Raw genomic sequence first — 25,834 nt, forward strand, 5'->3', positions numbered from 1 at the left:
TTATAACTCCAAAACTTTTTTATAAACTTCAATTGTTCTATTCACCATATTCCCCAAAGAAAAATTACTAGATATGTAATTATACCCATCAAACTTTAAATCTCTTGATTTCAGAATATTATCGGACAACTCTTTTTCATCTCCAACTTCAAAAAAGAATCCATTTTCATTTTCAATGATGATATCTTTTACTCCACCATGATTAGTGGCGATTACTGGAGTATTCATAGCTATTGATTCTGCAACTGCACGTCCGAAGCTTTCTGGCTTTTTTGAGCTACTTACGACTACATTACTCAAAGCATAGATTTCTGCTATTTTACTTTGGCTTCCTGTAAATATTATATTCTCTTCTAAATTCAATTCATTAACTAGTTTTTTTAATGAGTTTAAATAATCCTGCTTGTCACTTCTTACTCCACCAACTATTAGTGCCACAACATTTGGTATTTCTTTTTTTACAAGAGAAATAGCTTTTATAAATGTTTCATAATCTTTTAATTGTGTAACTCTTCCCACACTTGAGATTATAAATTTATCTCCTAAATGATTTTCTTTTTTGAAACTATTTATAAAATCATTTGATATATTTTTTGGATTAAAAAGTTCTAGATCTATTCCTCGAGGAATCACTGTAATTTTATTTTCTGGTGTTTGATAATGCTTTTGTATATACTCTTTTATACTATTACTCACACATATTACAGCATCTGATTTTTGCATAATTGAGCTATAAAATCCAACACTATTAAAACCGTGAACAGTACTAACAACTTTTATATTTAAATTTTTATTCGCAAAATGAACAAGCCATGCTGGAACTCTGCTTCTTACATGAATAATATCTGGCTTCAATTCTTTCAAAATCTTTTTTAATGCACTCACTCTTGAAAATGCTGTAAAAATATTTTTACTACATACATCAAATTTTATATATTTTCCACCATCAATATTTATTTGATTTTCTAGTTTTCCCCCTGCACTAATAACATATGACTCAATTTCTAATTTTACATATTCACGATTTAGTTCAACAACACCTCGTTCAACTCCACCTTCATTTAATTCAGGAAGTAACTGTACTATTCTCATATATTATAATTTCCAAGAAGGATGTGGAACAATTCCTTTCACATCAACAATAATCTTTTCATTTTTAATCAAACCATCATACTGCTCTTGGGTAATTGCTTTAAATTTATTATGTCCTACCGCAACTACAATAGCATCATATTTTTTTGAATTCTCAAATGGATTCTCAACAAAGTTATAATTATAATATCCCTTATCTTTTTCATCAATCCAAGGTTCATATACATCAATAACTGCTCCATAGTCTTGTATCTCTTTTATGATATCAACTACTTTTGTATTTCTAATATCTGGACAGTTTTCTTTAAAAGTTAATCCCATAATTAAAACATTTGAATCTTTTATAATTTTTCCAGCTTTAATCATAAGTTTAATAGTTTTTTCAGCTATATATTTACCCATACCATTATTGATTTGTCTTGCACCTAAGATTAGATTTGGTTTATATCCTAGTTCTTCAGCTTTATGTGTTAAATAGTATGGATCAACACCAATACAATGTCCACCAACTAATCCTGGCTTCAATTTTATAAAGTTCCATTTAGTTGCTGCTGCTTCTATTACATCATTTGTACTTATATTCATAGTATCAAAAATTAAAGCTAATTCATTTATCAAAGCTATATTTACATCTCTTTGGGTATTTTCTATTACTTTTGCTGCTTCAGCTACTTTAATTGAGCTTGCTTTATGAGTACCTGCTATTATGATTGATTTATACAATTCATCTACAATATCAGCTATTTGAGGAGTTGAACCAGCTGTTATTTTAAGAATTTTAGTAACTGTATGTTCTTTATCTCCTGGATTAATTCTCTCAGGACTATATCCACAAAAGAAATCTTTATTAAAAATCATTCCTGATTCTTTTTCTAATTCAGGAACACAAACCTCTTCTGTAACACCCGGATAAACAGTTGATTCATAAATTACAATATCATCTTTCTTAAGAACTTTTCCAATAGTTTGAGAAGATTTAATTAAAGGAGTTAAATCAGGTCTATTTGAAGAATCTATTGGAGTAGGAACTGTTACAATATAAACATTACAATCTTTGATATCTTCAATACTAGTTGAATAAACCATACCATTTTCAATAGATTCTTTAACTTCAGTTTCTGTTAATTCTAAAGTTCTATCAAAACCTGCATTTAATTCATCAACTCTTGGCTTATTAATATCAAAACCTACTACAGAGTATTTTTTACTAAAAGCATGAGCTAGAGGTAATCCTACATAGCCTAAACCTATTATGCATATTTTTTTATTCAATTTTTTTCCTTTAAAATAAATGCTTTAAAAAATTTTATATTTTTACTTTTTTAAGCAATTTTGCAAAATTAATTTTTTCATCATCCATATCTTCTATTATTTTTACAAGTCTATGATATTTTGTATTCTCTTTTTTAGAGTCTAAATCTACTATATTTATTTTAGCATTACTGTTAGCTCTTACTTCACTTAACATTGATGTTGAGTCAGTTGTTATAAAAAACTCATCACAAACAGCTATAAAATCTCCAATAGGATTTATATTTGGTTCTTCTGAATAAATTAGCTTATAATCAAATTTATATTCATTAATCAAATTTTCAATCTCTTTTGATGTTCTTCTTGAAGTTGTAATATATTTCAAATAATCGGGATATTTCTCAAAAATATCATCTAATTCATCTTTTATAAGTTCATATTCCATATCAAAAACATCATTATCACCACCTATTATAATTGCCAAGGATTTCTTTTCTTCAACTTTTTTTACATAACCTTTCTCCCTAGGAAAAGAAAGATTTAAAGGAAGTGCCAGGATATTATCTTGTCTTATAGGATTATCATGTTCTTGAGCGATAATATAGTAAAAATCTTTAAATTTATAAGATTTTGGAAGCATTAAAGCTATTGCTTTTTTATTGTATTTTTTTGAAATAAATTTATTAAAATAATAAGTTCCAGAACCAGCACTAATAATAGCATCATAGAAATCACCATAATATTTTTTATAATCTTTAAATAAAAAATCTGTGTAATATCCTAATTTATCAAAAAAATAGGATAAAGCTTTATGAAATTTTGATTTGAATTTAACTTCTAAAATATCATAACTAACATCTTTTATTTTACAAAATGCAATTGATTGATTAAGGTGACCTGGTTTCCCGTCACTTATTATTAGGATTCGTTTCATATATTTCCCTATAATGACTTTTAAATCTTTTATGCGGCCAAAACCACTGTTTTTTATCTTCTAAGATTATATCAGATATTGCATTAGCTTCTAATTGGGAAATTTGTTTTAAATCCTCTTTTTCATTATCTGTTTTAAGAGGAGTAATAGGTTCATATACTTTTATTTTATATTTATAGTCATCCTGATTAAAAATAGCAATAGGTACAATATATGCATCAAATTTTCTAGCTAGCATAGCGCTTGAAGAGGTTTGATAAGCTTTTTTTCCTAAAAACTCTACTTCTTCTCCATCTTTAGAGTTTATATTTTGATCAATTATTAATGAGACAGCTTCTTTTTTCATCATAGCTTTTACTAATGTTTTTAAAGCTCCACTCCTAAAAACAATTTTACTTCCTGATGCTTCTCTTGCTTTTATTAGAAATTCATCTATTTCATTAAAGTTTGATTCACGCGCCACTTGATAAACTGGAAATAAAAATTTATTAAAATAATAACTCATCATTTCCATATTTCCATAATGAGCAGAAATTATAATAATTGGTTTATTTTCTTTTCTTAAATTTATAAGAATATCTTCATTTTCAATTTGAACAGTTTCTTTTAATTCTTTATCACTAACATCTAAATTTTCAATCATTGATTGAACCCATAAAACCATATTAAAATATGAATACTTTTGAATCTCTTTTATTTCATTTTTAGATAAAGAGTTTTCAAAAACTAAATTTAGATTTGCTTCAATGATTTTATTTGTCTTTTTTGCAAAAATATATCCTAAATTTGCAATAATTCTAAAGAAACCTCTTCTTAGTGATTTAGGTGACTTTCTTAAAACAAAAACAACAATTAAAAAAAGTCTATAAACTATTTTTTTCATCATTAAATCTTTATTTCTAAATCTTCTGGACTTTCCAATTTATCAATATTTGATTGTATCAAAAATGATTTATTTGATAAATCTATTTCTAAAGTATTGTTATTTAATACATATTCAACTTTTGGTCTTGATAAATCTTGATTTATTGCAATATTTAATGAAATCATGAATGACATCCATTGCATAACTTCTAAAGAAGGCAATAAATCCTGATATTTTAAAATATCATTTTTTGAAGGTAAGGATTTTTTCGAAAATTTAATTGTGTGAGCAACAACTACTCTTGATGTATGTAAAAAATCATAATTTAAACCATTTAAAATAAAATCAAAAGCATTGTCATTTGATTTGTAAAAGTTTAATGTAGAACCAATTGAATGTAATTTTGATGCAATAACTAATAAAGTTCTAAATTTACTATCTAAATTATGCATTGGTTTTAAAACATCAAAAATTTTACCAGCATTAGAGCCCAAATAAGCACTTTGTTTCTCATCAATTTGAAATCTATCAAGAAGAGATCTTACACTTACATTAAAGTTCTCAGGAAATTTATGATTTGAGTTTCTTAGTAAATCAGTTAAATAAACACCTTCTCTAACACCAACACCTGAAGTTACAACTTCTTTTATATTTAACTCATCTAAAATAGTTTTGAAAATAAAAGTACCCTCTTTTATAGTATCAAATCTATCTTTTTTTACACCTACAGATTTTAAATCATCATTATTTTGTGCATTTATGATTTTATTAAATAATGGAGTTTCATTTTTTACACTGTAAGTATATCCGTGCAATATATCTAGGGGATAATCATTTTTAGACATAACTATTTTTGAAAATGCCCTAATACTTCCACCAATTCCAACAACCTTTTGTGGAATTTCAATACCTAATTCAAAAATCTTTTTTAAATTATCTAAAATATTTTTTCTTGCACCTTCAATGTCATTTTTATTAAAATACAATTCTTTTATTCTAACAGTACCAATATTCAATGATATAGATTTTTCTATTTTTCCATCTCGTATAAAAGAAAACTCAGTAGATCCACCACCTATATCCATAGTTATGAAAGTATTAGCATGTAAAAGATTTAATGCAGCAACCCCACCATAATATGCCTCTTTTTCTCCATCAATAACTTTTATATTAAGACCTAATTCTTTTTGAACTCTTGATATAAAAACTTTTGAGTTTGGAGCATCCCTTAATGCTGATGTTGCTACACAGATGATTTTTCTTGATTTTAGTGCGTGAGATATATTTAAAAAAGATTTTAAAGATTCATAAGCTCTTTGCATAGGAATATCTTGAAGATTTCCGTTATTTTCATAACAACCTTCAGATATTTTAACCCTGCTTTTTGTTTCATTTATTAAACTAAAAGAGAATCTAGAGCTTTTTTGTAATACAACCATACGCATTGAGTTAGACCCAATGTCGATAATAGTTGTTACTTTAGACATTAAGCTTCTTCTTCCATTAATTGTTCATACTTGAATTTTAATTCTTCCATTGTCTCTTGATTATCTGGATCAATAATAATACAGTCTACTGGACAAACTTCAATACATGAAGGTTCTTCATAATGACCTACACACTCAGTGCATCTATCCGAATCTATAATATAAATTGGATCACCCTCTTCAATAGCGTAGTTTGGGCACTCTTCTCTACATGCATCACATGCAATACATTCATCAGTAATAATTAAAGACATACAGTTTCTTCCTAGTTGAATTATTTATGTGGAGTTATAACCTATTTCTCTTTAATAAATTCTTTAATTAGCTCAAATTTTTCTTTATTTTTAGATATAAGTAGAAATTTATCTGTTTTATGAATGAATAAATCATTGCAAATATATAAAGCTGCTTCAATATCAAAAATTCTAATTTCACCTGCATATAAAACAAAATTATAATTTTTCGCATCACTTAATGATAATGCAACGGCACCTAAACATCTAAATTTTATACTATTTTTATTTAGTTTTTCACATATATCTGGATAGTTATAAGCTCTTTCAAAAATAGAAATTTTTGCTTTTTTTATTTCTTTTAAGTCTAATTCTTTTAAATCTATTAGAGAAATCTGTTTGACTTCATCATCAAAAGCTCTATATGAAAGCACTGCAGAAACTAAATTTGTAACAAATCCAGCAACAGTGAATCCATCCTTTTGAATAGCTACAGAAGTACCATAATAAGGAAGATTTGAATAAAAATTATTACTTCCATCAAGGGGATCAATTATAAAAGTATACTCTTTTTTAAAATCTAATAATCCACACTCTTCTGAGTATATATTTCCAAGTTCTCTAAGATATTTAATAAAAATATTTTCTGCAAGTAAATCCATTTTCAAAGAATTATCTCCACCAAAACCTATAGTGTTTGTATATTCATAATCTTTTGAAGATAAATTTGTATTTATGTAAGTGTATAGTTCTTTATTTGCAAGAATTACAGCCTCTATAAAAGTTTTTTTATCAAAGGCTGTAATATTTTTCATATGTGATTATAAAAGTTCTTTTACCATAACTCTAGCTGCATCTCTTCCATCAGCAGCAGCAGTAACAGCTAAGTGAGCACCTCTTTGGCAATCTCCACCTGCATATACTTTTTTATTTGATGTTCTAAAAGAAGAATCAATAACAATTCCACCCCATGAATTTGTTTCAACATTTAATTCTTTTAAAAATGCTGGAACTTCAGGAGAGAATCCAAGAGCTAATATTACAACATCAGCATCTTCAAGATATTCACTACCTTCATTTATAACAACTTTTTGTCTTCCGCTTGAATCAGCTTCACTCATAGAAGTTTCTAATAATTCAACTGCAACAGCTAAATTATTTTCTAATTTAATTGATTTTGGGCTTACGTTAAATACAAATTCAACACCCTCTTCTTTTGCATTTACAACTTCTTTTTTAGATCCAGGCATATTAGCTTCATCTCTTCTATAAAGACATTTAACACTAGCCGCACCTTCTCTTACAGATGTTCTAACACAGTCCATAGCAGTATCCCCACCACCAATTACAACTACTTTTTTATCTGCAACGTCAATAAAATCAACCTTTTTATTTCCAAGATTTCTTTTTTGAAGTCCTTTTAAAAAATCAATTGCAAAATGAACATTAGAAGCTTTTTCACCTTCTATTCTTACTTGGTTACTTTTTGTTGAACCAATTCCTAAGAAAATAGCATCAAACTCTTCATTAAGTTCTGAAATAGTTTTATCTTTTCCAATTTCACAATTAGTGTGTAGTTTCATTCCTGCTTCTAATAACCAATTAATTCTTCTATCAACAGTTGTTTTATCAAGTTTAAAACCAGGAATTCCATACATTAAAAGACCTCCTGCTCTATCATCTCTTTCAAACATTTCAACATTGAAACCTTTTCTTAAAAGAAATGTTGCAGCTGAAATACCAGCAGGTCCAGAACCAACTATTGCTACTCTTTTATCATTTTTATGCTCAGTAAATTTAGGTTTCATCCCTTTTTCAAAAGCATCTTCTGAAATGTAAGTTTCAATTGCTCCAATAGAAATAGCTCCATGTCCTGTATTCAATGAACAAGCACCTTCACATAATACATCTTGAGGACAAATTCTTCCTAAAATTTCAGGGAAAGGAGATGTTTCATTTGATAAAGCAAAAGCTAACTCAGGATTTTTTGTTGCTGTTTGCTTCAACCATGCCGGAATAAAGTTTCCTAGTGGACATCCTGTATGACAGTATGGATCACCACACTGCATACATCTATCAGCTTGCTCTGTTGCTCTTGTTTTTGAAAACACTTGATATACTTCATTAAAATCTTTTAATCTTTGAAGTACATCTCTTTTTTCAGGGTTAATTCTTTCGAATTTTGTAAAATTTAACATCTCTTAATCTCCCTTGTCCGGATCTAGTGGTAATACTGTCATATTTTTTGGTTTTACCATCCAGAAATTTCTAATTTCAGCTCTAAAGTTTTGTAAAATATTATCACTCATTTCACTATCTGTTTCATGTAAATAATCTAGTAATAATCTTTTTAAATATAATCTTTCTCTTTCTGTATCATCTGTATCAATTCTTACTGATTCAATTAATTCTTGATTCATTTTATCTACAAATGTTTTTTCAGGGTCATAAACAAATGCCAATCCACCTGTCATACCAGCACCAAAGTTGATACCTGTATTTCCTAGAATTACTACAATACCACCTGTCATATACTCACAAGCATTATCTCCTGTACCTTCGACAACTGCTGTACAACCAGAGTTTCTAACTGCAAATCTTTCACCTACATTAGCTCTAATATAAAGTTTTCCACCCGTTGCACCATACAGACATGTATTTCCTCCACCTGAAAAATCTTTACCTTGTTGTGCAGGATTAATGATGATTTTTCCACCATTCATACCTTTTCCAACATAATCATTTGCAGCACCATTTAGATATAAGTTCATACCTTTTGATAAGAAAGCTCCAAATGATTGACCAGCAATTCCATTTAAGTTTATATTTATAGAGTTTTCAGGTAAACCTTTATCTCCATAAAATCTTGCAATCTCTCCTGAGATTAAAGCACCGAATGATCTATTTAAATTTGAAATTTCTGATGTTACTTTTATTGGAGAATTTGGATTTTCTATAGTTCTATGAACTTTTTTTAATAACTCTTTTTCGAATTTATTATCATCAAAAGGAGCATTTGTCTCTTTTTGACAAGTATCAACTCCATCAATTCTTCTTAAAATATTTTGGAAATCAAATTTTTGTGCAAATTTGTCATCAATAACTTTTAATAAATCAGATCTTCCAACAATTTCTTCAATTGTTTTATAACCTAATGATGCAAGAATATTTCTAACATCTTCTGCTATAAATGTAAAATAAGAGATTAATCTATCAACAGTTCCTGTAAAGAAGTCTCTTAAATTTTCATCTTGAGTTGCAACTCCAACAGAACATTTATTTGTATGACAAATTCTTAAAATCTTACATCCAAGTAGCGTTAATGAAGCTGTTCCAAATGCATAAGATTCAGCTCCAAGCATTGCTGCTTTTACAACATCAAGACCTGTTTTTAATCCACCATCTGTTTGTACATGTACAAACTCTCTTAGTTTATTTGCTTTTAAAGCATTATGAGCTTCAGAAAGACCCATTTCCCAAGGATTACCTGCATGCTTAATAGATGTTAATGGAGCAGCACCTGTTCCACCATCTCCACCTGAAATAACAATTTTATCAGCATAAGCTTTTGCAACTCCTGCTGCGATTGTTCCAACACCAATTGATGAAACTAATTTAACTGTAATTTTAGCTAATGGATTAACTTGTTTTAAGTCAAAAATTAATTGAGCTAAATCTTCAATTGAATAAATATCATGATGTGGTGGTGGTGAGATCAATGTAACACCTGCAACCGTATGTCTTAATGTTGCAATAAGAGCAGTTACTTTATGCCCTGGCAATTGTCCACCCTCACCTGGTTTTGCACCTTGTGCAACTTTTATTTGTAACTCTTCAGCAGATCTTAAATAAGCAGGTGTAACCCCAAATCTTCCAGAAGCTACTTGCTTAATTTTAGAGTTTTTAATAGTTCCAAATCTTTTTGAATCTTCTCCACCTTCTCCTGAGTTACTCATACCACCAATAGTATTCATAGCTGTAGCCATTGCTTCATGAGCTTCTGGAGAAATAGAACCAAGAGACATAGCAGCACTTGCGAATCTTTTAAAAATTTCTTCTTTTGATTCAACTTCATTAATATCAATAGCTTTTCTATCTGAATTAAATTCAAAGAAATCTCTAATGAATTTTTTATCTCTGTTATTAACTAAATCTCTTAAAGCATCAAAATCTGTAATATCTTCTTTTTTAGCTGCTTTTTTATTATGCATAGCATTTGTTGTAGCTGGACCATAATCATGGTATTCACCACCATTACTATATTTATAAAAACCACCTAAATCAAGTGGGAACATAGTATTTTCTTCAATAAATGCATTATGATGTGATTTATTAATTTTTGCTTCAATATCACTATATGATAATCCAGCTAAATCACTATGTGCACCTGTAAAACAGTCATTTACAATTTCATCACTTAGACCAATGATATCAAATAAACCTGAATTTCTATACGAGGCTACTGTACAAATACCCATTTTTGACATAATTTTTAATATTCCTGCATTAACAGATTTTTGTGTGTTTTTTAGCAGTTTTTGCATCTCATATTTAGATGGTTTTTCTCTTTGGAAAAATGCAACAGTTGAAGCAAACATCATATATGGATAAATTGCTGTACAACCAAATGCAATTAGAACAGCTGCCATATGAGGATCATAAACTTCTCCTGTAATTGCAACTATTGAAACATTATGTCTAATTCCCTCTTTTAATAGTTTTTGATTAACATAACCAACAGCTAAAGCAGCAGGAATTGCTTTTTCATTTTCACTTAAAGTTCTATCATCTAAAATAACAACTGCAACACCATCTTTAGATACTGCTTTTACTACATAAGAAGCTAGTTTTTCTAATGATGCTTTTAAATTTGATTTAAAAGTAGTTGAAAAAATTCTATTTTTATAATATTGATCATATCTTGGTGATTTTTCATCTCCAAAAGAGTATAAAATATCATATTTTTCTTTCATTAAAATAGGACTTGTTACTTTTAATCTTTTTGCATATTCAGGTTTTTCATCTAAAATATTATGAACTCTACCAAAACCTGTTTCTAAAGACATCACAACTTTTTCTCTATATGGATCAATTGGAGGATTTGTAACCTGTGCAAATTTTTGTCTAAAGAAGTCTGTAAAGTTTCTATTAACTTGAGAAAAACATGCTAATGGCGTATCATCTCCCATAGAACCAACAGGTTCTTTACCATCTTTTGCCATTGGTTCAATTACTTGATCTAATATTTCATATGTAATATTAAAGAACTTTTGTTTTTTCTCTAAATTTTCAATTTTATAATCTTTTACGTTTAAAAAAGTATCTTCAATATATTCTTGAACATAATCCATATCATCATTTAACCATTTAGAATAGTGTTGAGCTGATTTTAAATAGTTATTAATATCATCTTCTTTAAGTATTTTTCCATGTTTTAAGTCAAGTGCTATCATTTGACCAGATTGTAATCTTCCACGCTCTAAGATGTTATCATTATCAATATTTAAAGTTCCATACTCAGATGTAATATATAATTTATCATCTTTTGTAATAACATATTTAGATGGTCTTAATCCATTTCTATCAATTAAACAACCAATATGTCTTCCATCTGTTAAAGAAACAGCAGCAGGTCCATCCCATGCTTCCATTGCAGTTGCTGTATACTCATAGAATGCTCTTAAATTTGAATCCATATGTGGAGCATTTTGCCATGGTGCAGGTACTAATGCACGTGCAGCCTTAAAGAAATCAACTCCATTTGCTAATAAAAATTCAAACATATTATCTAATGATGTAGAATCTGATCCAACATTTTGTAAAATTGGAAGTAATCTTTTCATCTCTTCTTCTGAGAAAACTTCTGACTTTAATTGCTCTGATTTTACTTCAACATTAAATCTATTTGCTTCAACTGAGTTTATTTCACCATTATGTGCTATTGCTCTAAATGGTTGCGCTAATCTCCATAAAGGAAGAGTATTAGTTGAAAATCTTTGATGAAATAAAGAAAATGTAATTTTAAAATCTTCATCTCTTAAATCAATATAAAAATGCTTTATATGCGTAGGCATAATAAGCCCTTTGTATGCAATCACTTTTGACGAGAACGTTGGAATATAAAAATCTTTTTTATCTACTAATCTATGCTCACACTCTTTTCTTGTTAAGTAAAGCATTGCATCAAATCTTTTTGATGTCATTAAAGTATTTGGTATAACAAATACTTGTATAATATTAGGTAAACTATCTAACGCTTGTTGACCTAATGCATCAATATCAACAGGTACCGTTCTTGTCAATAAAACTTTTAAGTCATTGTTTTCACAGTATTCTTTAAATATATCTATCTCAGCTAGATCTCTTGTAAAAATCATTGCAACTGCATAAATTTCTGGTAAGTCAACACCTTTTTGTGTTGCTATTTTTCTCATGAAAGAATCTGGCATTGATAATAATAAACCTGAACCATCTCCAGTTTTACCATCAGCTGCCACTGCACCCCTATGCATCATTCTTTCAAGTGAAGTTATTGCATCTTCTAAATTTTTATGACTTGGTCTGCTTTTCATATCAGCTACTAAACCAAACCCACAATTATCTTTAAAAGAAGTTAATAAGTCTAAATTGCACCCCATCATTTCCCTTTATATTAATCTACATATTCCTTAAGTAAAGTCCGATAATATACTATAAATTAGTTTAAAAAAAGTTAATAGCTAAAATAATAGAATCTTTACGATACCACATTATACAAAATATTTACTTGTTAAATTTTCTCTAAATGTATATTTTTTATACATATGTTGTTTTTGTACACTTTTTATATCTATGTATAAAAAATTGATTTTATACATAATACTTACACAAGATTTAACTATAATTTTTTGATATCAAAAATTAAGGAGAAAACGAGATATGAAAAAATTAGTTATAGGAACAATTGCAGCAGCAGTGTTAGCAACTTCTGGTATTGCAGCAGATTTTGTAATGAAAGTAAGCCATGTTGTTAGTGATAGTACACCAAAAGGTAAAGCAGCTGCTTTTCTTGAAAAAAGAATTGAAGAATTAACTGCTGGGAAAATTGATGTTCAAGTATTCCCAAATTCTCAATTATATGGTGATGGGGAAGAGATGAAAGCACTTGTTATGGATAATGTTCAATTAATTATGCCAAGTTTATCAAAATTTACAAGTATCGCACCAGAAATGCAACTATTTGATTTACCTTTCTTATTTAAAGACAAAGAGCATTTATATAAAGTTATGGATGGAGAAGTTGGTTCTATTTTAAAATCAAAAATCGATGCAAAAAAACAAATGATTGCACTTGATTACTGGGATGCAGGATTTAAACATTTTTCTACAAATGCTAAACCTATAGTATTACCTGAAGATGCAGCAGGGCATAAATATAGAATTCAAAGTTCAAAAGTTTTAGAAGCACAATTTAAAGCTATTGGTGGAAATCCTCAAGTTCTTCCATTCTCAGAAGTTTATTCAGCTTTACAACAAGGTGTTGTTGAAGGAACTGAAAATCCATTATCAAACTTCTATACAAAAAAATTCAATGAAGTTCAAACAAGTCTTACTTTAAGTAGCCATGGTTACTTAGGTTATTTAGTAGTAATGAGTGATAGATTCTGGAAAAAGCTTCCTGCAGATCTTCAAGAAAAAGTATCTCAAGCTATGAAAGAAGCAACAGCATTTGAAAGACAAGAATCAGCTGTTGAAGATGCAAAAATCATGGAATCTTTAAGAGCATATGCTAAAGATACAAATAAACTTGAAATCATTGAATTAACAGATGATCAAAAAGCTGAATGGAAAAAAGTAATGGCTACTGTTTATCCAAAATTCTATGATGTAATTGGTGAAGATTTAATTCAAAAAGCAATTGATACAAAATAAAAGAAGTTTAAAACATGAAAAAATTTTTTGACACTATCGATTTAATAGTAGGTGCAATTAATCAAACAATGGCAGTCGTAGGACTGTCATTGGGTGTTTTACTAGCATTTATTAATGTAATATTGAGATATGCGTTTGATATGAGTCTTACATGGGCTGCAGAACTTACAAATTATCTTTTTATTTGGGCTGCACTTTTTGGAGCTGCATATGGATTTAAACAAGGAGCGCATATTTCAGTAAGTTTAATTATTGAAAAATTCTCGCCAAAAGTCACTAAAGGCTTTTTAATCTTTGCGAACTTAGTCTCTATTGGATATCTTGGTTTAATTTCATACTTTGGTTATGAACTAATTCTTTTACTACAAGATTTTGGAGAAATGAGTGTAGATTTAGGAATACCTGTATGGATTCCACATTTAGTTCTTCCTATTTCTTTTGCATTAGCTGCTTATAGATGTGCTGAGAAATTAGTAGAAATTTATTACACAGATGCAGATGATATTAAATTATACAATGAACATGAAGCAGTTATTCATGAAATAAAATCACAAGGAGAAAAATAATATGATTATCGCTACTTTATTTATCTTACTTTTCGCCCTTATGTTACTAGGTGTTCCAGTTGCTGTTTCATTAGGAGCTACAACTTTAATAACTTCATTTCTTTTTACAGATATGGATTTAATGGGTATTTCATCTAAAATTTTTGATGGATTAAATAAGTATACGCTTATGGCTATTCCAATGTTTATTTTAGCTGGAGCTTTACTTTCACGTGGTTCATCAGCAATGAGAATTATTAATTTTGCAAAAAGTTTAGTAGGACATCTTCCAGGTGGTCTTCCAATTGCTGCTATTTTAGCATCTATTATTTTTGCGGCTGTTAGTGGAAGTTCTCCAGCTACTGTTGCTGCAATTGGTTCTGTTATGTATGGAGCTATTAAACAAGCTGGATATAACGAACAATTTGCAATTGGTACAATAGCAACATCAGGTACATTAGGGATATTAATTCCACCATCAATTGTATTTATCGTATATGGGGTAACAGCTGATCAATCTATTGGTAAACTATTCATGGCTGGGGTAATTCCTGGACTTATGATTGGTATTATGATGATGATTGCTACATATTTCCTAGCAAAAAAAAGTGGTTTTAAAGCTACAAAACCTGCTAGTTTTAAAGAAAGATTTACAGCATTTAAAGACTCTTTTTGGGCTTTATTAATTATTGTTGTAGTTATTGGTGGAATTTATGGTGGTATTTTTACACCAACAGAAGCTGGAGCATTCAGTGTAATGTATGCATTTTTTGTTTCATTTTTTATCTATAAAGATACTAAATATAAAGATTTATATAGAATTATTTTAGATTCTGCACAAACAAGTTCAATGATTTTCTTCATTATTGCTAATGCGATGTTATTTGCACACTTCTTAACAGATGAGCAAATTCCTCAACATATTACACAAATGATATTAGAAGCTAATGTTGGACCATTAATGTTCTTATTAATAGTAAATATCTTACTTTTATTTATGGGACAATTTATGGAACCTAGTTCTGTGGTAATGATTACAGTACCACTTTTACTTCCAATTGGAATTGCACTTGGAATTGATCCAATTCACTTAGGTGTTATTATGGTTGTAAATATGGAAATAGGAATGATAACCCCGCCTGTAGGGCTCAATCTCTTTGTGGCTAGTGGAATAACTGGGCTTAGTCTTAAGCAAGTTATTGTTGCATCTTTACCGATGACAGGAATATTACTTATTGGATTAATGCTGATAACCTATATCCCAGAAATCTCTCTATGGTTGCCAAGATTAATGTATGGATAAAAAAATTAAGTAAGAGTTTATCTCTTACTTTTTTTTTATAATTTAGATAGACTTTCAAAAAGGCTACTTATGACTACTTTACAATCGGAAATCTTCTCTTTTGCAATTATCGCTTTTGTTGTAATACTTTTAGCATTTTTCACTCAAAAACTTCAAAATAAAGAACCTAAAAAATAAATTTTTCAAAAATTACTCCATCTACTTTTTTTTCAATTTTTACATAATCTTCTTTATTTTTTATGGTCCAAGTTATTAATTCTAAGCTGTTTTTTTCACAAAATTCATAAATAGAACTATTTAATAATTTATAATCTAAAGAGATAAAATCTGGTTTTGTTTTATAGTATTTATATAAGAAGAGTATTTTATTATATTTTTTAAATTTCTTTGGACATGATTCAAATATCAATCCTCTTTTCAAATTGGAGTTATTGTTTTTAAACCAAGTTAATATATTTTTATCAAAAGAACAAATACAATATTTGCCTTTATAGTTTTCTAATAATTTAGTTACTATATTTTCTAAAACTCCAATTTTATTGTGTTTTTTTATTTCAATAATAAGTACTATCTTCCCTTCTATAAGTGTTAATAAATCTTCAAATAAAGGTATAGTCTCTTCGCTATTTAAAAGCTTTAATTCTTTTAAATAAGAGTATTCTACTTCTTCTATATTTTTATTCACACCACATAATCTAAATAAATTCTCATCATGAAAAACTACAACTTTTTCATCTTTTGTAATTGTTAAATCAAACTCAATTTCATAACTTTTTTCAAGTGCTTTTTGAAATGACAATAGTGAATTTTCAGGTATTAAATCTGTATGTAATCCTCTATGAGCAATAATCATATTTTTAGACAAATTCATAGTTAATCTCTTTATTCTCTTCTATATTTTTAGGAATAATAATTGCAAATTTAGCACCCTCTTTTGTATTTTTTACTCTTAATTTCCCTTTCATATTTTTATCAACAATGATTTTTGACATATAAAGACCTATTCCTGTTCCATTACTATGCTCTTTTGTAGTAAAATATGGTTCGAAGATTTTTCCTTTAGGCTCAACTAAAACACCACCACCATTATCTTCTATTGTCAAAATAATATGATTATTTTCTTCTTGTGCTTTAATTTTAATGTATGGATTTTGGATCTGTTTTTCTATTAATACATCTTTTGCATTATTAATAATATTTAATAAAACTTGTTCATATTCATTTAAATAAGTTTTTAAAATTATCTTTTCATCAATCTCTATTTCAAGTTTTATATCATAGTTTTTTAAAGTACTTGAAACAATATTTATTACAATATCAACAACTTTGTATAGTAAAAACTCTTCTTTTTCTTTTTTTGGCATAAAAAAATTTCTAAAATCATCTATAGTATGAGACATAAAATCTAAAACTTTATCTGCTTCTTGAAGCTTTTGATTCATTGTATTTTCATCTAATGCATTAATACTTTGTTTAAATTTTATATACATAAGGATTGAAGAAAGTTCACTAAGAGGTTGTCTCCATTGATGAGCAATATTTGATATCATTTCACCAAGAGCAATAAACTTAGATTTTTGTACAAGAACTTGTTCTTTTTCTCTATTTTTTTCAATCTCTTTTTGTACTTTTATTTCTAAGGATTCATTTAATTCTTCCAACTCTTTTGCATTTGATATAACTTTATTTTCATAATTTTTTAATACCTCATCAATTTTTTGAGAAATTGCAATTGATATTAAAATAGCTATTGATAAAAACATTACAAATAAAACTACATTTTGAACTACTTGATTTTTTATTTTTACCTCTAAATCTCTTTTTTTTATTGCTATTTCATTTTCAATATCATCAGTATATACTCCAACTGCAATTATCCAATTCCATTGTTCAAAATATTTAAAATAAGAAAGTTTTTGTTTTATCTCATCTGAATATGGTTTTTTATAAGTATATTGAGTGAAAGATTCCTTATAGTTTCTAATATCTTTTAGGAATTCTTCTCTAAACTTTTTTCCATTTATATCAGTAACATTTGTAGATATTAAAGCTCCTACTAAATCTGGTCTATTTGGATTTACCATTAATCTTGCAAAATTATCTCCACCTTGCATATTTTTCACTTCATATACAAAGAAGTAGTTACTTTTATTCTCTTCAAATGTAATATTATTTAACAATCTAACAGCATCAATTTTAAGCTGTTCATCGTCTAAATTTGATTTTGCAATATTATAATTTAAAATATCAATTACTGTATTTATCTCTTTTTTCAAAGTCTTCTTTTTATCTGCATAATACTCACTTACAAATTTATCCATCTCTTGCTCAAAATTATCATAAGTATTATTTACATAAAAATAAGAAATGGCAACTATCATAGAAGTCATTATTATTATAAAAGTGAAAATAATTGTTTTTGATAAATTTTTTTCTGTTATTAAATTCAATTTACCCCTTTTTATTTCACTTATTCTTTTACTACAAAGATTCTATCAACATAAATATATTCTACTTTATCACTAGCTGCTGGTCGAATCCAAATTTGACCTATTTCATTATTTTCTATACTTATATTTCCTATTTCTACTTCATGATATTCTTCATCTTTTAAAGTATTAATTAAAGAAAAGTTTTTTATTCCTTTATCATATATTCCATAGTAAATAGCTGGATTTACATAGTCAATTGCAGATAAACTAGTGCTTTTTTTGATTCTGACATTTGCATATATTTTCCATTTTCCTTTTGGAATAGAGCTAAGATCTAATTGTATTCCCCAATCTGACTTGTCTCCTGTCATTCTAACGGCACTTCTTGAAGAAGCTTTTTTATCTTCTACAATTTCTGAACAGCAAAGTTTTAATTCATATTCTTGATAATCAAGCCACTGAGTACTTTCATTTAAAATGATTTTTGGAACTAAAGGATCAACCCTTTTCATATCGATATATGCCAATAAAGAATTAATAGATGCATTTTCAGCATAATACTTTATATTGTTTTTAATTAAAAAGTTTTTGAATCTATTTTTATCTTCATTTGAAATTGTTCCTTTTAATAACTGAACATAATCAAGTGAAATATATAATTCATTTATATGCTCATAATATATAGAATTCTTTGAAACTCTTTTTAAAGCATTATCTAAAATATTTTTTGCTTTTATTATAAAGTTTGAGTCTAAATATTTAGAATTTACTGTTGTTTTTACTAATAACTTAGAGTTTGTTTTTTTTACAGAATCATCTAATAATTTAAAATACTCTAATATATCCTTATAAGCATCTCCATAATAATAGTATGAAAATTCTTTTATTAATCTATTTTCATCTAAAGAAGGATTCCATAAAAGTTTTGAAAAAACCCATGCTCTTAAATTTGATAATTCACTAAAACTAGTTTCATAAGCACCTTGTAAAAAAATACCTTTTACTTGAGTATTTTTAGCAAAATCTTTTATATCTTGCGCTGTTGTATTTATATTAGGAAAAGGTTGAAAATAACCACCAAAGTTTGTAATATAATGCCAAATATATATATCTTTTTTATATTTATTCCAAGAAAAAAGATCATTATAGATTTCTTTATTTATAATACTATCTAAGGGATTAGAAAAATCTGCTTCTATATCAGAAAAAACAATATTTAAATTTTTTTCCAAATTGGGGAAATTAGAAGGAGCTTTTCTACTCCATTGATATGCTTCCATAAATATATTTTTTTCAGGATTTTTTTTTGCAATATAATTTGTATAATCTAAAAAAGGTGCAGATGTTGAATTATATTTATCTATTAATCTTAAGCTATTTGAAGATTGACAAAAAGATAATCTATCTTCATGGGAAATATAAAAAATATCTTTATTTATATTTTGTTTTTTTAAATCTTTTATTTTTTCTTGAAAGTTATTATTTGCTAATTCCTGAACTTCATCTAATGCAAAATCAAGTTGTCCACCACAAAAAAACTCAGGGTACAATTGCTCATACTTGGAAGGAATTAATTCATAAGGAGTATAGTTATTATAAATATTAATAAAATTCTCATCTGATTTTTCAGACTTATGACCAAAAGCACCATTTAATCCAAGTTTTAATGCAAAATCATTATCTTCAAGTTCATGTATAAAAATTTCTCTATATTTAAATCTAGCTTCTGATTCAAAATTAATATTATTTCTCTTTATAAAACTACTTTCAGGTATAACTTCAAAACTTTTTGTCAAAAACTTAAATTCTAAATTTCTTTCAAGAAAAGTATATATTCCATATAATAAACTTCTTTGATTTTTTCCTATTATATAAATATTATCATCCAATAATTTTATCACAAAAGCATCATTTTCAAATTTATTTATTTCATCAAATAAAGCTTTGTTTATTGATAAGATATTCTCTTTTATTCCTAAAATAAAATTTATATTGTCAAAACCTTCTATGTTCAAATTGCTTTGTTTTAAATAATTTTCTAAAATCTTTTTTGCCTGATCATTTTGCTTAACTAAATTCTTAACCTCATAGCTCGTTGCATTACTATTCATTGCTAGAATAAATAAGATTAAAAAATAAAAAAAAGTTTTCATTTTGCTATTTTTATAATTCCATAGATTTTATGTTTTTTTAAATAAGTAAAAGCAGATTTAAGATGCATTTTAAACCTATTTGATAGAATATTTCTACTATCCATTTGAGTTTCATGAATTATATAAAAGTCTTTATTATGAGTAATTTTGATACCTAATTTTTGAGCTCTATAACATAGATCAATATCTTCAACATACATAAAATAATCTTCATCAAAACCATTTAATTTTTTATAAACTTCAGCTTTAATAATCATAAATTCACCTGATATCCACTGAGGATATATTACATCAAAATTTGTACCATAGTGTAATCTTTTGCGTAAAACTATTGAAGCAACAAAATTAAGTAAATATGGAAAATAACGATCAGGATTAGATAGAATTGTTTTTTCTCTATCATAATAACAAGTTACATTTTCAAAATCTTTATTTCTAGAAACAAAACTTTCTAACATACCAAGCAATTGATCTTTTTCTAAAATAACATCAGGATTACAAACAATAAATATATCACCCTCTTTTACCTTTGCTATTTCAAAATTTTTATTATGATTTTCTCCATATCCTCTTGTTTTTTCATCTGCATAATATAAGTGATTATTCTCTTTTGCAAAATTCTCAAGCTTTGAAGAGTTCGTATTATCCATTAATACAAATTTTATATCAAAAGATTCATTTTTTAAATCTAGGTTTTTAAAATTATCAATTATAAGATTTTCTTGATTATGTGATACGACTGATATATATACTTCTTTTTTATTCATATTTCTTCTTATAATCTTTCTATAAATTTCATTAAATTTGTTGCGGCTAAGGCATAGGCTGTTTGTTCTTTTAAAACTATTGTTTCAATAAATTTTGTTTGCTCTTTTAAATATTCTTCATCATCAAATATTTTATTCACAAAGCTTACTATACTTGAAGTATAGTTAGTTTTTTCATCAAACTTTGGATACTTTTTGGTCATTAACTCATCAAAAATGGCAATATTTGAAATAATTGGTATTGATTTAAACCACATAGATTCAACCAAAGGTAAACCATAACCCTCATTTCTTGATAAAAAAAGACAAAAATGTGAATTTATATAAAATGGATTCAACTGCTCATCATTTAAAAAACCATGAAAAATCAAATTAATATTTTTTAATTGTAAATTTTTAAAAATTTGCTGAGTTTCATCTGTTTGTTTTCCCACAATATTTAAAGTTACACTATCAAAGTTTTTTATACTTTCATCTTTATCAAAATATTTACAAAATTCTAAAATTCTATCGAAGCCTTTATGCTTATTTATTCTTCCAACAACTAAAAAACTCAAATCTTTTTGTTTATATTTTTCTAAACTTTGCTCATCTGATGGTCTGTCATAGTTTCTAACTTTGAAAGGAATACCATTTGGGAGATGAATTAGTTTTTTATTTGAATGATTAATTGCATGAAACTTGTCTAAATCATCTAAAGTTGTGTTAGAAATATATCCAATTGCATTATCAAAATATTTTGCATATCTTAGCAACATATTATGATAAATCAAATAGCCTTTTGAATATAATTCACTAAAATTATTCACAGAGAAATCATGAATAACCTTTAAAGTTTTAGAAGGCAATAAAAGTGTAGGCATAAAGTTTGACATTAAAATCAAATTATATCTTCCATTTTTTATTAATTGAAAATTCAAATCTAATATTTTTACAATAAATTTTTTATCATTTACTGGCTTTATATTAATATTTTTATTTAATAAATTTTCAGATGAAATTCTATTAGTTAGAAGTTCTAATACTGAATTTCCAGTATATATATCAACAGTGATGTCTTGATCTTTTATTTGTTTAAGAAATTCTAATAATAGATTCTCTGTATAAACGCTTATTCCATCATAATTTTTAATATATGATGTGGCTACAAAAGCTATTCTTTTTGTCATATTGTCACTTCTTTCTTGTATTTAATAATAAAACCATAAGATATCCCTAAAAATAAATAATAAAATTCATCACCAATAGCTGGATTTGTATTAGCTGCAATAAACCAATAAAGTGGCAAAATCATAGTTAATAAATGAGTTCTTGAAAAAGCAAAATATAGAAGTAAAAAATGAAATAATACTCCAAAAATACCAACTGAAATCCAAGCATCTAAGTATGAATTAAAAAGCATTCCAGAATCTTCATTTAAGCCAATAATTTCATCTGTATATACAGAAAAATATTGCTGGATAAATCCAAATCCATACCCACCTAACCAATCACTATTTGAAAGAAGATTTACTGCAACTAAATATGCTTTTCCTCTTTCATCATTTAGTTTTTCTTCAAGCATTGCAACACTTACTATTGGCTCTGAAAGTACTGAATTTACTCCAAAAAAAATAATACTAAATACTATAAATGCAAAAATAAAATAAAAAGAATTTATACCTTTAAGTTTTTTTACTGAATCTTTTATATTTTCTTTATTCGAAATAATAGATTTAAAAAGTGTAATAAAAGTTATTATTAAAAATACTCCAATCCAAATTGTTTTATTTTTAGATAAAACCAAAGATATTATTGAAAAAAAGTATAATAAATAGTGAATTTTGCTAAATTTTAAATTAAAATCAAGTCTTCCAAGAATTGAAGTTAAAGTAAAAGATCCAACCACAAGAGCAAACCAACCTGCTTCTAAAAAAGTACCTTGAAAACCACTTATTTCTCCCCTATCATTATATAAAAAAGGTATGGGATAAACACTAAGAAAAAATCCCATAAAAATATAAAGAGCTAATGCTATTTCTAAAACTTTAAAAAAAACTTCTATTGTAAAATTTCGAACACTCCATTGTGCGATATAGAAAGTAGCTGGAAAAATAAGTGCATATTTGATTACAAATTTTATCTCATCAATTTTAGAATAACTAGAATTTTTACTCACGAAGGTAAGTAAAATAGCAAAAAATATGAAAAATATTAAAAGAGTTTCATTAATATCACTGTTTTTTAGGTCAGATAATAGTACGAATGCAAACATTATTAAAATTGATAATTGACCAATTCTTATATTTATACCAGCATTAATACTTACTATAGATAAAGACATAGCAAATAATACAAATAAAAGTAATGAAAAAAGAAAATTGTTATTATGTACTGTATTTTGCATTTGCTTTTGTTAATGTCCTTAAAAAACAGAATTATACCATAAATACAATGATAAATAAATAATTACTTTTATGATTAATTGTAATGAATTTACAATTTGTAATCAAGAATTTATATAAGTTATATTAAAATAATTTATAAAATAACTATGCGGAGAGGATTTTTATGAAAGCTGTACTTTTAGCAGGTGGATTTGGAACCAGATTGAGTGAGGAAACTGATCTAAAACCTAAACCTATGGTAGAAATAGGTGGTAAACCTATCCTATGGCATATAATGAAAATATATTCTACATATGGAATAAATGAGTTTGTAATACTTCTTGGGTATAAAGGTTATTACATAAAAGAATATTTTGCAAATTATTTCTTACATCAAAGTGATGTTACAATTGATTTAAGAGATAATAAAATCGAAGTTTTAAATAATTCAAGTGAACCATGGAAGGTCACACTACTGGATACTGGATTAAATAGTATGACAGGTGGAAGAATTAAAAGAGCACAAGAGTTTATAGGAAACGAGCCATTTTTATTAACATATGGAGATGGTGTTGCAAATATTAATATAGATGATTTAATAAACTTTCATAAAACTCATGGGAAAGCACTAACTATGACTTCAGCTCAACCAGACGGAAGATTTGGTGCATTAGAAATAGATGAAAATAATGAAGTAAAATCGTTTCAAGAAAAACCAAAAGGTGATGGCTCTTGGATAAATGCAGGATACTTTGTATGTGAGCCAAAAGTATTTGATTATATTACACAAGGGGATAAAACTGTTTTTGAACAAGACCCTCTAAAAAATCTCGCACGTGATGGCGAAATATTCACTTATAAACATGATGGTTTTTGGATGCCTATGGATACATTAAGAGATAAAAACTTATTAAATGAAATGTGGGATGAACAAAAAGCTCCATGGAAAACTTGGAGCAAATAAATGTTTAAAAATATATATAAAGATAAAAAAGTATTAATTACAGGAAATACTGGATTTAAGGGTTCTTGGCTTAGTGTTTGGTTGATTAGTTTAGGTGCAAAAGTTATTGGTATTTCAAAGGATATCCCTACTCATCCTTCTATGTTTGAAAAACTTGATTTACAATCTAAGATTAAGCATTACAATGAAGATATTAGAGATTTAGATGCTATTACAAAAATTATTGATAATGAAAAGCCAGAATTTTTATTTCATTTAGCAGCACAAGCTATAGTTTCTACTTCATATAATAATCCAATAGAAACAATATCATCAAATGTTATGGGAACAGCCAATGTTTTAGAAGCATTAAAAGTACTAAATAAAAAATGTACTGCAATAATCATTACAAGTGATAAAGCATATGATAATGTAGAGCAAATTTGGGGTTATAAAGAAAATGACCAAATGGGAGGTAAGGATATTTATAGTGGTTCTAAAGGTGCTGCTGAATTAATTATCAAATCATACTACCACTCTTTTTTCAAAAATAAAGATTCAAATGTTAAATTATCAATAGCAAGAGCTGGAAATGTAATTGGTGGTGGAGATTGGGCAAAAGATAGAATCGTAGTTGATTGTATGCAAAACTGGAGTGAAGGAAAAACTGTAGAAATACGAAGTCCAAAAGCAACAAGACCTTGGCAACATGTATTAGAGCCTCTTAGTGGTTATTTGAATTTAGGGCAAGCTTTATATGAAGATAACTCTTTTCATGGTGAAGGATATAACTTTGGTCCAAGAGCAGAGCAAAATAGAACAGTAGAAGAGTTATTGATTGATTTAAGTAAATATTGGCATTATGAAAATCCAAAAGATGCCTATAAAGTAACTGCAAATATTCCATTTCATGAAGCTGGACTATTAAAATTGAATTGTGATAAAGCCTTAGGATATTTAAACTGGCAAGCAACATTAGAATATAAAGATACTATTAGGTTCACAAGTGAATGGTATTATAATTTTTATAAAACTGATATGGATATGTATAAAAAAACTTTAGAACAAATTCAAGAGTATGAACAACTAGCTAAAAAAAGAGATCTTCTATGGACAAAATAATTGAAGGTGTTATATTAACCCCTTTAAAGCAAATTATTAATTCAAAGGGTGATTTATACCATGCGATGAAACAAAGTGATAATGGTTATGAATCTTTTGGAGAAGCTTATTTTTCAACTATTATAAAAGATGAAATAAAAGGTTGGAAAAAACATAGTAAAATGATACTAAATTTAGTTGTTCCAATTGGTACTATTCAGTTTGTTATTTATGATGATAGAGAGAAATCTTCAACATATAATCAATTTTTTACTATTAACTTATCACAAAAAAATTATCAAAGATTAACAGTTCCCTCTGGTGTTTGGATGGCATTTAAAGGTATTGGTGATGATTTAAATATGCTTTTAAATCTAGCTAGTATTGAACATGATCCAAAAGAAGCTATTTCAAAAGAACTTACAGATATAAAATATACTTGGAATTAAAT

21 protein-coding genes are annotated in these 25,834 nt (G+C 27.1%); 6 read left to right on the forward strand and 15 right to left on the reverse strand.

Features of this window, described 5'->3' with window-relative positions:
- From ABVS04_RS10435 to gltB, 9 genes are read right to left on the reverse strand one after another with little or no spacing between them, the layout of a single operon-like run.
- Positions 1-1,092 (reverse strand): glycosyltransferase family 4 protein, encoded by a 1,092-nt coding sequence (locus tag ABVS04_RS10435; protein WP_368030679.1) that lies wholly within the window; start codon positions 1,090-1,092, stop codon positions 1-3.
- 3 nt (positions 1,093-1,095) lie between these two features.
- Positions 1,096-2,364, reverse strand: coding sequence for a nucleotide sugar dehydrogenase (locus ABVS04_RS10440; protein ID WP_368030680.1), 1,269 nt, complete (start codon positions 2,362-2,364; stop codon positions 1,096-1,098).
- A gap of 34 nt (positions 2,365-2,398) precedes the next feature.
- Positions 2,399-3,277 (reverse strand): ELM1/GtrOC1 family putative glycosyltransferase, encoded by an 879-nt coding sequence (locus ABVS04_RS10445; protein ID WP_368030681.1) that lies wholly within the window; start codon positions 3,275-3,277, stop codon positions 2,399-2,401.
- A complete protein-coding gene (locus ABVS04_RS10450; RefSeq protein WP_368030683.1) occupies positions 3,252-4,160 on the reverse strand; it encodes a lipid A biosynthesis lauroyl acyltransferase in 909 nt (302 codons plus the stop codon). Before ABVS04_RS10450 ends, ABVS04_RS10445 begins: the two co-directional genes overlap by 26 nt.
- Before the next feature lie 2 nt (positions 4,161-4,162).
- Positions 4,163-5,629 carry a Ppx/GppA family phosphatase gene (locus tag ABVS04_RS10455; RefSeq protein ID WP_368030684.1) on the reverse strand — a complete coding sequence of 489 codons (1,467 nt, stop codon included), beginning with the start codon at positions 5,627-5,629 and terminating at the stop codon, positions 4,163-4,165.
- Positions 5,629-5,883, reverse strand: a complete 255-nt coding sequence (locus ABVS04_RS10460) for a YfhL family 4Fe-4S dicluster ferredoxin (RefSeq protein WP_172127225.1) — start codon at positions 5,881-5,883, stop codon at positions 5,629-5,631. The genes ABVS04_RS10455 and ABVS04_RS10460 overlap by 1 nt, the downstream gene beginning before the upstream one ends.
- 41 nt (positions 5,884-5,924) lie before the next feature.
- Positions 5,925-6,677, reverse strand: a complete 753-nt coding sequence (locus ABVS04_RS10465; protein ID WP_368030685.1) for an inositol monophosphatase family protein — start codon at positions 6,675-6,677, stop codon at positions 5,925-5,927.
- 6 nt (positions 6,678-6,683) lie between these two features.
- A complete protein-coding gene (locus tag ABVS04_RS10470) occupies positions 6,684-8,060 on the reverse strand; it encodes a glutamate synthase subunit beta (protein WP_368030686.1) in 1,377 nt (458 codons plus the stop codon).
- Positions 8,061-8,063: 3 nt separating this feature from the next.
- On the reverse strand, positions 8,064-12,500 hold the full coding sequence (gene gltB / locus ABVS04_RS10475) for a glutamate synthase large subunit (protein ID WP_368030687.1): 4,437 nt from the start codon (positions 12,498-12,500) through the stop codon (positions 8,064-8,066).
- Positions 12,501-12,780: 280 nt separating this feature from the next.
- Here gltB and ABVS04_RS10480 point away from each other — a divergent pair, with 280 nt between their 5' ends.
- Genes ABVS04_RS10480 through ABVS04_RS10490 form a run of 3 tightly spaced genes read left to right on the forward strand, consistent with a single transcriptional unit; the run spans position 12,781 to position 15,621 of the window.
- On the forward strand, positions 12,781-13,773 hold the full coding sequence (locus tag ABVS04_RS10480; protein WP_368030688.1) for a DctP family TRAP transporter solute-binding subunit: 993 nt from the start codon (positions 12,781-12,783) through the stop codon (positions 13,771-13,773).
- Positions 13,774-13,787: 14 nt separating this feature from the next.
- Positions 13,788-14,339, forward strand: a complete 552-nt coding sequence (locus tag ABVS04_RS10485) for a TRAP transporter small permease (protein ID WP_368030689.1) — start codon at positions 13,788-13,790, stop codon at positions 14,337-14,339.
- A 1-nt stretch (position 14,340) separates the two neighbouring features.
- Positions 14,341-15,621: a TRAP transporter large permease gene (locus ABVS04_RS10490; RefSeq protein ID WP_368030690.1), complete on the forward strand. Its 1,281-nt coding sequence runs from the start codon at positions 14,341-14,343 to the stop codon at positions 15,619-15,621.
- A 166-nt stretch (positions 15,622-15,787) separates the two neighbouring features.
- Here ABVS04_RS10490 and ABVS04_RS10495 read toward each other — a convergent pair whose 3' ends face one another.
- Genes ABVS04_RS10495 through ABVS04_RS10520 form a run of 6 tightly spaced genes read right to left on the reverse strand, consistent with a single transcriptional unit; the run spans position 15,788 to position 23,359 of the window.
- Positions 15,788-16,492, reverse strand: a complete 705-nt coding sequence (locus tag ABVS04_RS10495) for a glycerophosphodiester phosphodiesterase family protein (RefSeq protein WP_368030691.1) — start codon at positions 16,490-16,492, stop codon at positions 15,788-15,790.
- Positions 16,479-18,071: a cache domain-containing protein gene (locus ABVS04_RS10500; protein WP_368030692.1), complete on the reverse strand. Its 1,593-nt coding sequence runs from the start codon at positions 18,069-18,071 to the stop codon at positions 16,479-16,481. The genes ABVS04_RS10495 and ABVS04_RS10500 overlap by 14 nt, the downstream gene beginning before the upstream one ends.
- Before the next feature lie 20 nt (positions 18,072-18,091).
- Positions 18,092-20,206: a DUF4838 domain-containing protein gene (locus ABVS04_RS10505; protein WP_368030693.1), complete on the reverse strand. Its 2,115-nt coding sequence runs from the start codon at positions 20,204-20,206 to the stop codon at positions 18,092-18,094.
- Positions 20,203-20,973: a hypothetical protein gene (locus ABVS04_RS10510; RefSeq protein WP_368030694.1), complete on the reverse strand. Its 771-nt coding sequence runs from the start codon at positions 20,971-20,973 to the stop codon at positions 20,203-20,205. Before ABVS04_RS10510 ends, ABVS04_RS10505 begins: the two co-directional genes overlap by 4 nt.
- 8 nt (positions 20,974-20,981) lie before the next feature.
- On the reverse strand, positions 20,982-22,142 hold the full coding sequence (locus ABVS04_RS10515; RefSeq protein ID WP_368030695.1) for a glycosyltransferase: 1,161 nt from the start codon (positions 22,140-22,142) through the stop codon (positions 20,982-20,984).
- Positions 22,139-23,359 (reverse strand): O-antigen ligase family protein, encoded by a 1,221-nt coding sequence (locus ABVS04_RS10520; protein WP_368030696.1) that lies wholly within the window; start codon positions 23,357-23,359, stop codon positions 22,139-22,141. The genes ABVS04_RS10515 and ABVS04_RS10520 overlap by 4 nt, the downstream gene beginning before the upstream one ends.
- Before the next feature lie 164 nt (positions 23,360-23,523).
- Here ABVS04_RS10520 and rfbF point away from each other — a divergent pair, with 164 nt between their 5' ends.
- The 3 genes from rfbF to ABVS04_RS10535 are packed head-to-tail and all read left to right on the forward strand — an operon-like array spanning position 23,524 to position 25,832.
- The gene (rfbF, locus tag ABVS04_RS10525; protein WP_368030697.1) at positions 23,524-24,303 is read left to right on the forward strand and encodes a glucose-1-phosphate cytidylyltransferase; all 780 of its coding nucleotides are present in this window, start codon (positions 23,524-23,526) and stop codon (positions 24,301-24,303) included.
- A complete protein-coding gene (rfbG, locus tag ABVS04_RS10530; RefSeq protein WP_368030698.1) occupies positions 24,304-25,404 on the forward strand; it encodes a CDP-glucose 4,6-dehydratase in 1,101 nt (366 codons plus the stop codon).
- Positions 25,392-25,832 (forward strand): dTDP-4-dehydrorhamnose 3,5-epimerase family protein, encoded by a 441-nt coding sequence (locus tag ABVS04_RS10535; RefSeq protein ID WP_368030699.1) that lies wholly within the window; start codon positions 25,392-25,394, stop codon positions 25,830-25,832. Before rfbG ends, ABVS04_RS10535 begins: the two co-directional genes overlap by 13 nt.
- Positions 25,833-25,834: the final 2 nt, after the last annotated feature.

The sequence above is a fragment of the Arcobacter sp. s6 genome, from assembly GCF_040884245.1.
GTDB lineage: Bacteria > Campylobacterota > Campylobacteria > Campylobacterales > Arcobacteraceae > Aliarcobacter.

Coding starts and splice junctions, on each gene's coding strand:
- ABVS04_RS10435 (WP_368030679.1), bottom strand. CDS start 1,092: ATGAGAATAGTACAGTTACTTCCTGAATTAAATGAAGGTGGAGTTGAA.
- ABVS04_RS10445 (WP_368030681.1), bottom strand. CDS start 3,277: ATGAAACGAATCCTAATAATAAGTGACGGGAAACCAGGTCACCTTAAT.
- rfbG (WP_368030698.1), top strand. CDS start 24,304: ATGTTTAAAAATATATATAAAGATAAAAAAGTATTAATTACAGGAAAT.
- ABVS04_RS10470 (WP_368030686.1), bottom strand. CDS start 8,060: ATGTTAAATTTTACAAAATTCGAAAGAATTAACCCTGAAAAAAGAGAT.
- ABVS04_RS10480 (WP_368030688.1), top strand. CDS start 12,781: ATGAAAAAATTAGTTATAGGAACAATTGCAGCAGCAGTGTTAGCAACT.
- ABVS04_RS10485 (WP_368030689.1), top strand. CDS start 13,788: ATGAAAAAATTTTTTGACACTATCGATTTAATAGTAGGTGCAATTAAT.
- ABVS04_RS10510 (WP_368030694.1), bottom strand. CDS start 20,973: ATGAATAAAAAAGAAGTATATATATCAGTCGTATCACATAATCAAGAA.
- ABVS04_RS10535 (WP_368030699.1), top strand. CDS start 25,392: ATGGACAAAATAATTGAAGGTGTTATATTAACCCCTTTAAAGCAAATT.
- ABVS04_RS10505 (WP_368030693.1), bottom strand. CDS start 20,206: ATGAAAACTTTTTTTTATTTTTTAATCTTATTTATTCTAGCAATGAAT.
- ABVS04_RS10465 (WP_368030685.1), bottom strand. CDS start 6,677: ATGAAAAATATTACAGCCTTTGATAAAAAAACTTTTATAGAGGCTGTA.
- ABVS04_RS10455 (WP_368030684.1), bottom strand. CDS start 5,629: ATGTCTAAAGTAACAACTATTATCGACATTGGGTCTAACTCAATGCGT.
- gltB (WP_368030687.1), bottom strand. CDS start 12,500: ATGGGGTGCAATTTAGACTTATTAACTTCTTTTAAAGATAATTGTGGG.
- ABVS04_RS10515 (WP_368030695.1), bottom strand. CDS start 22,142: ATGACAAAAAGAATAGCTTTTGTAGCCACATCATATATTAAAAATTAT.
- ABVS04_RS10490 (WP_368030690.1), top strand. CDS start 14,341: ATGATTATCGCTACTTTATTTATCTTACTTTTCGCCCTTATGTTACTA.
- rfbF (WP_368030697.1), top strand. CDS start 23,524: ATGAAAGCTGTACTTTTAGCAGGTGGATTTGGAACCAGATTGAGTGAG.
- ABVS04_RS10520 (WP_368030696.1), bottom strand. CDS start 23,359: ATGCAAAATACAGTACATAATAACAATTTTCTTTTTTCATTACTTTTA.
- ABVS04_RS10460 (WP_172127225.1), bottom strand. CDS start 5,883: ATGTCTTTAATTATTACTGATGAATGTATTGCATGTGATGCATGTAGA.
- ABVS04_RS10450 (WP_368030683.1), bottom strand. CDS start 4,160: ATGAAAAAAATAGTTTATAGACTTTTTTTAATTGTTGTTTTTGTTTTA.
- ABVS04_RS10495 (WP_368030691.1), bottom strand. CDS start 16,492: ATGAATTTGTCTAAAAATATGATTATTGCTCATAGAGGATTACATACA.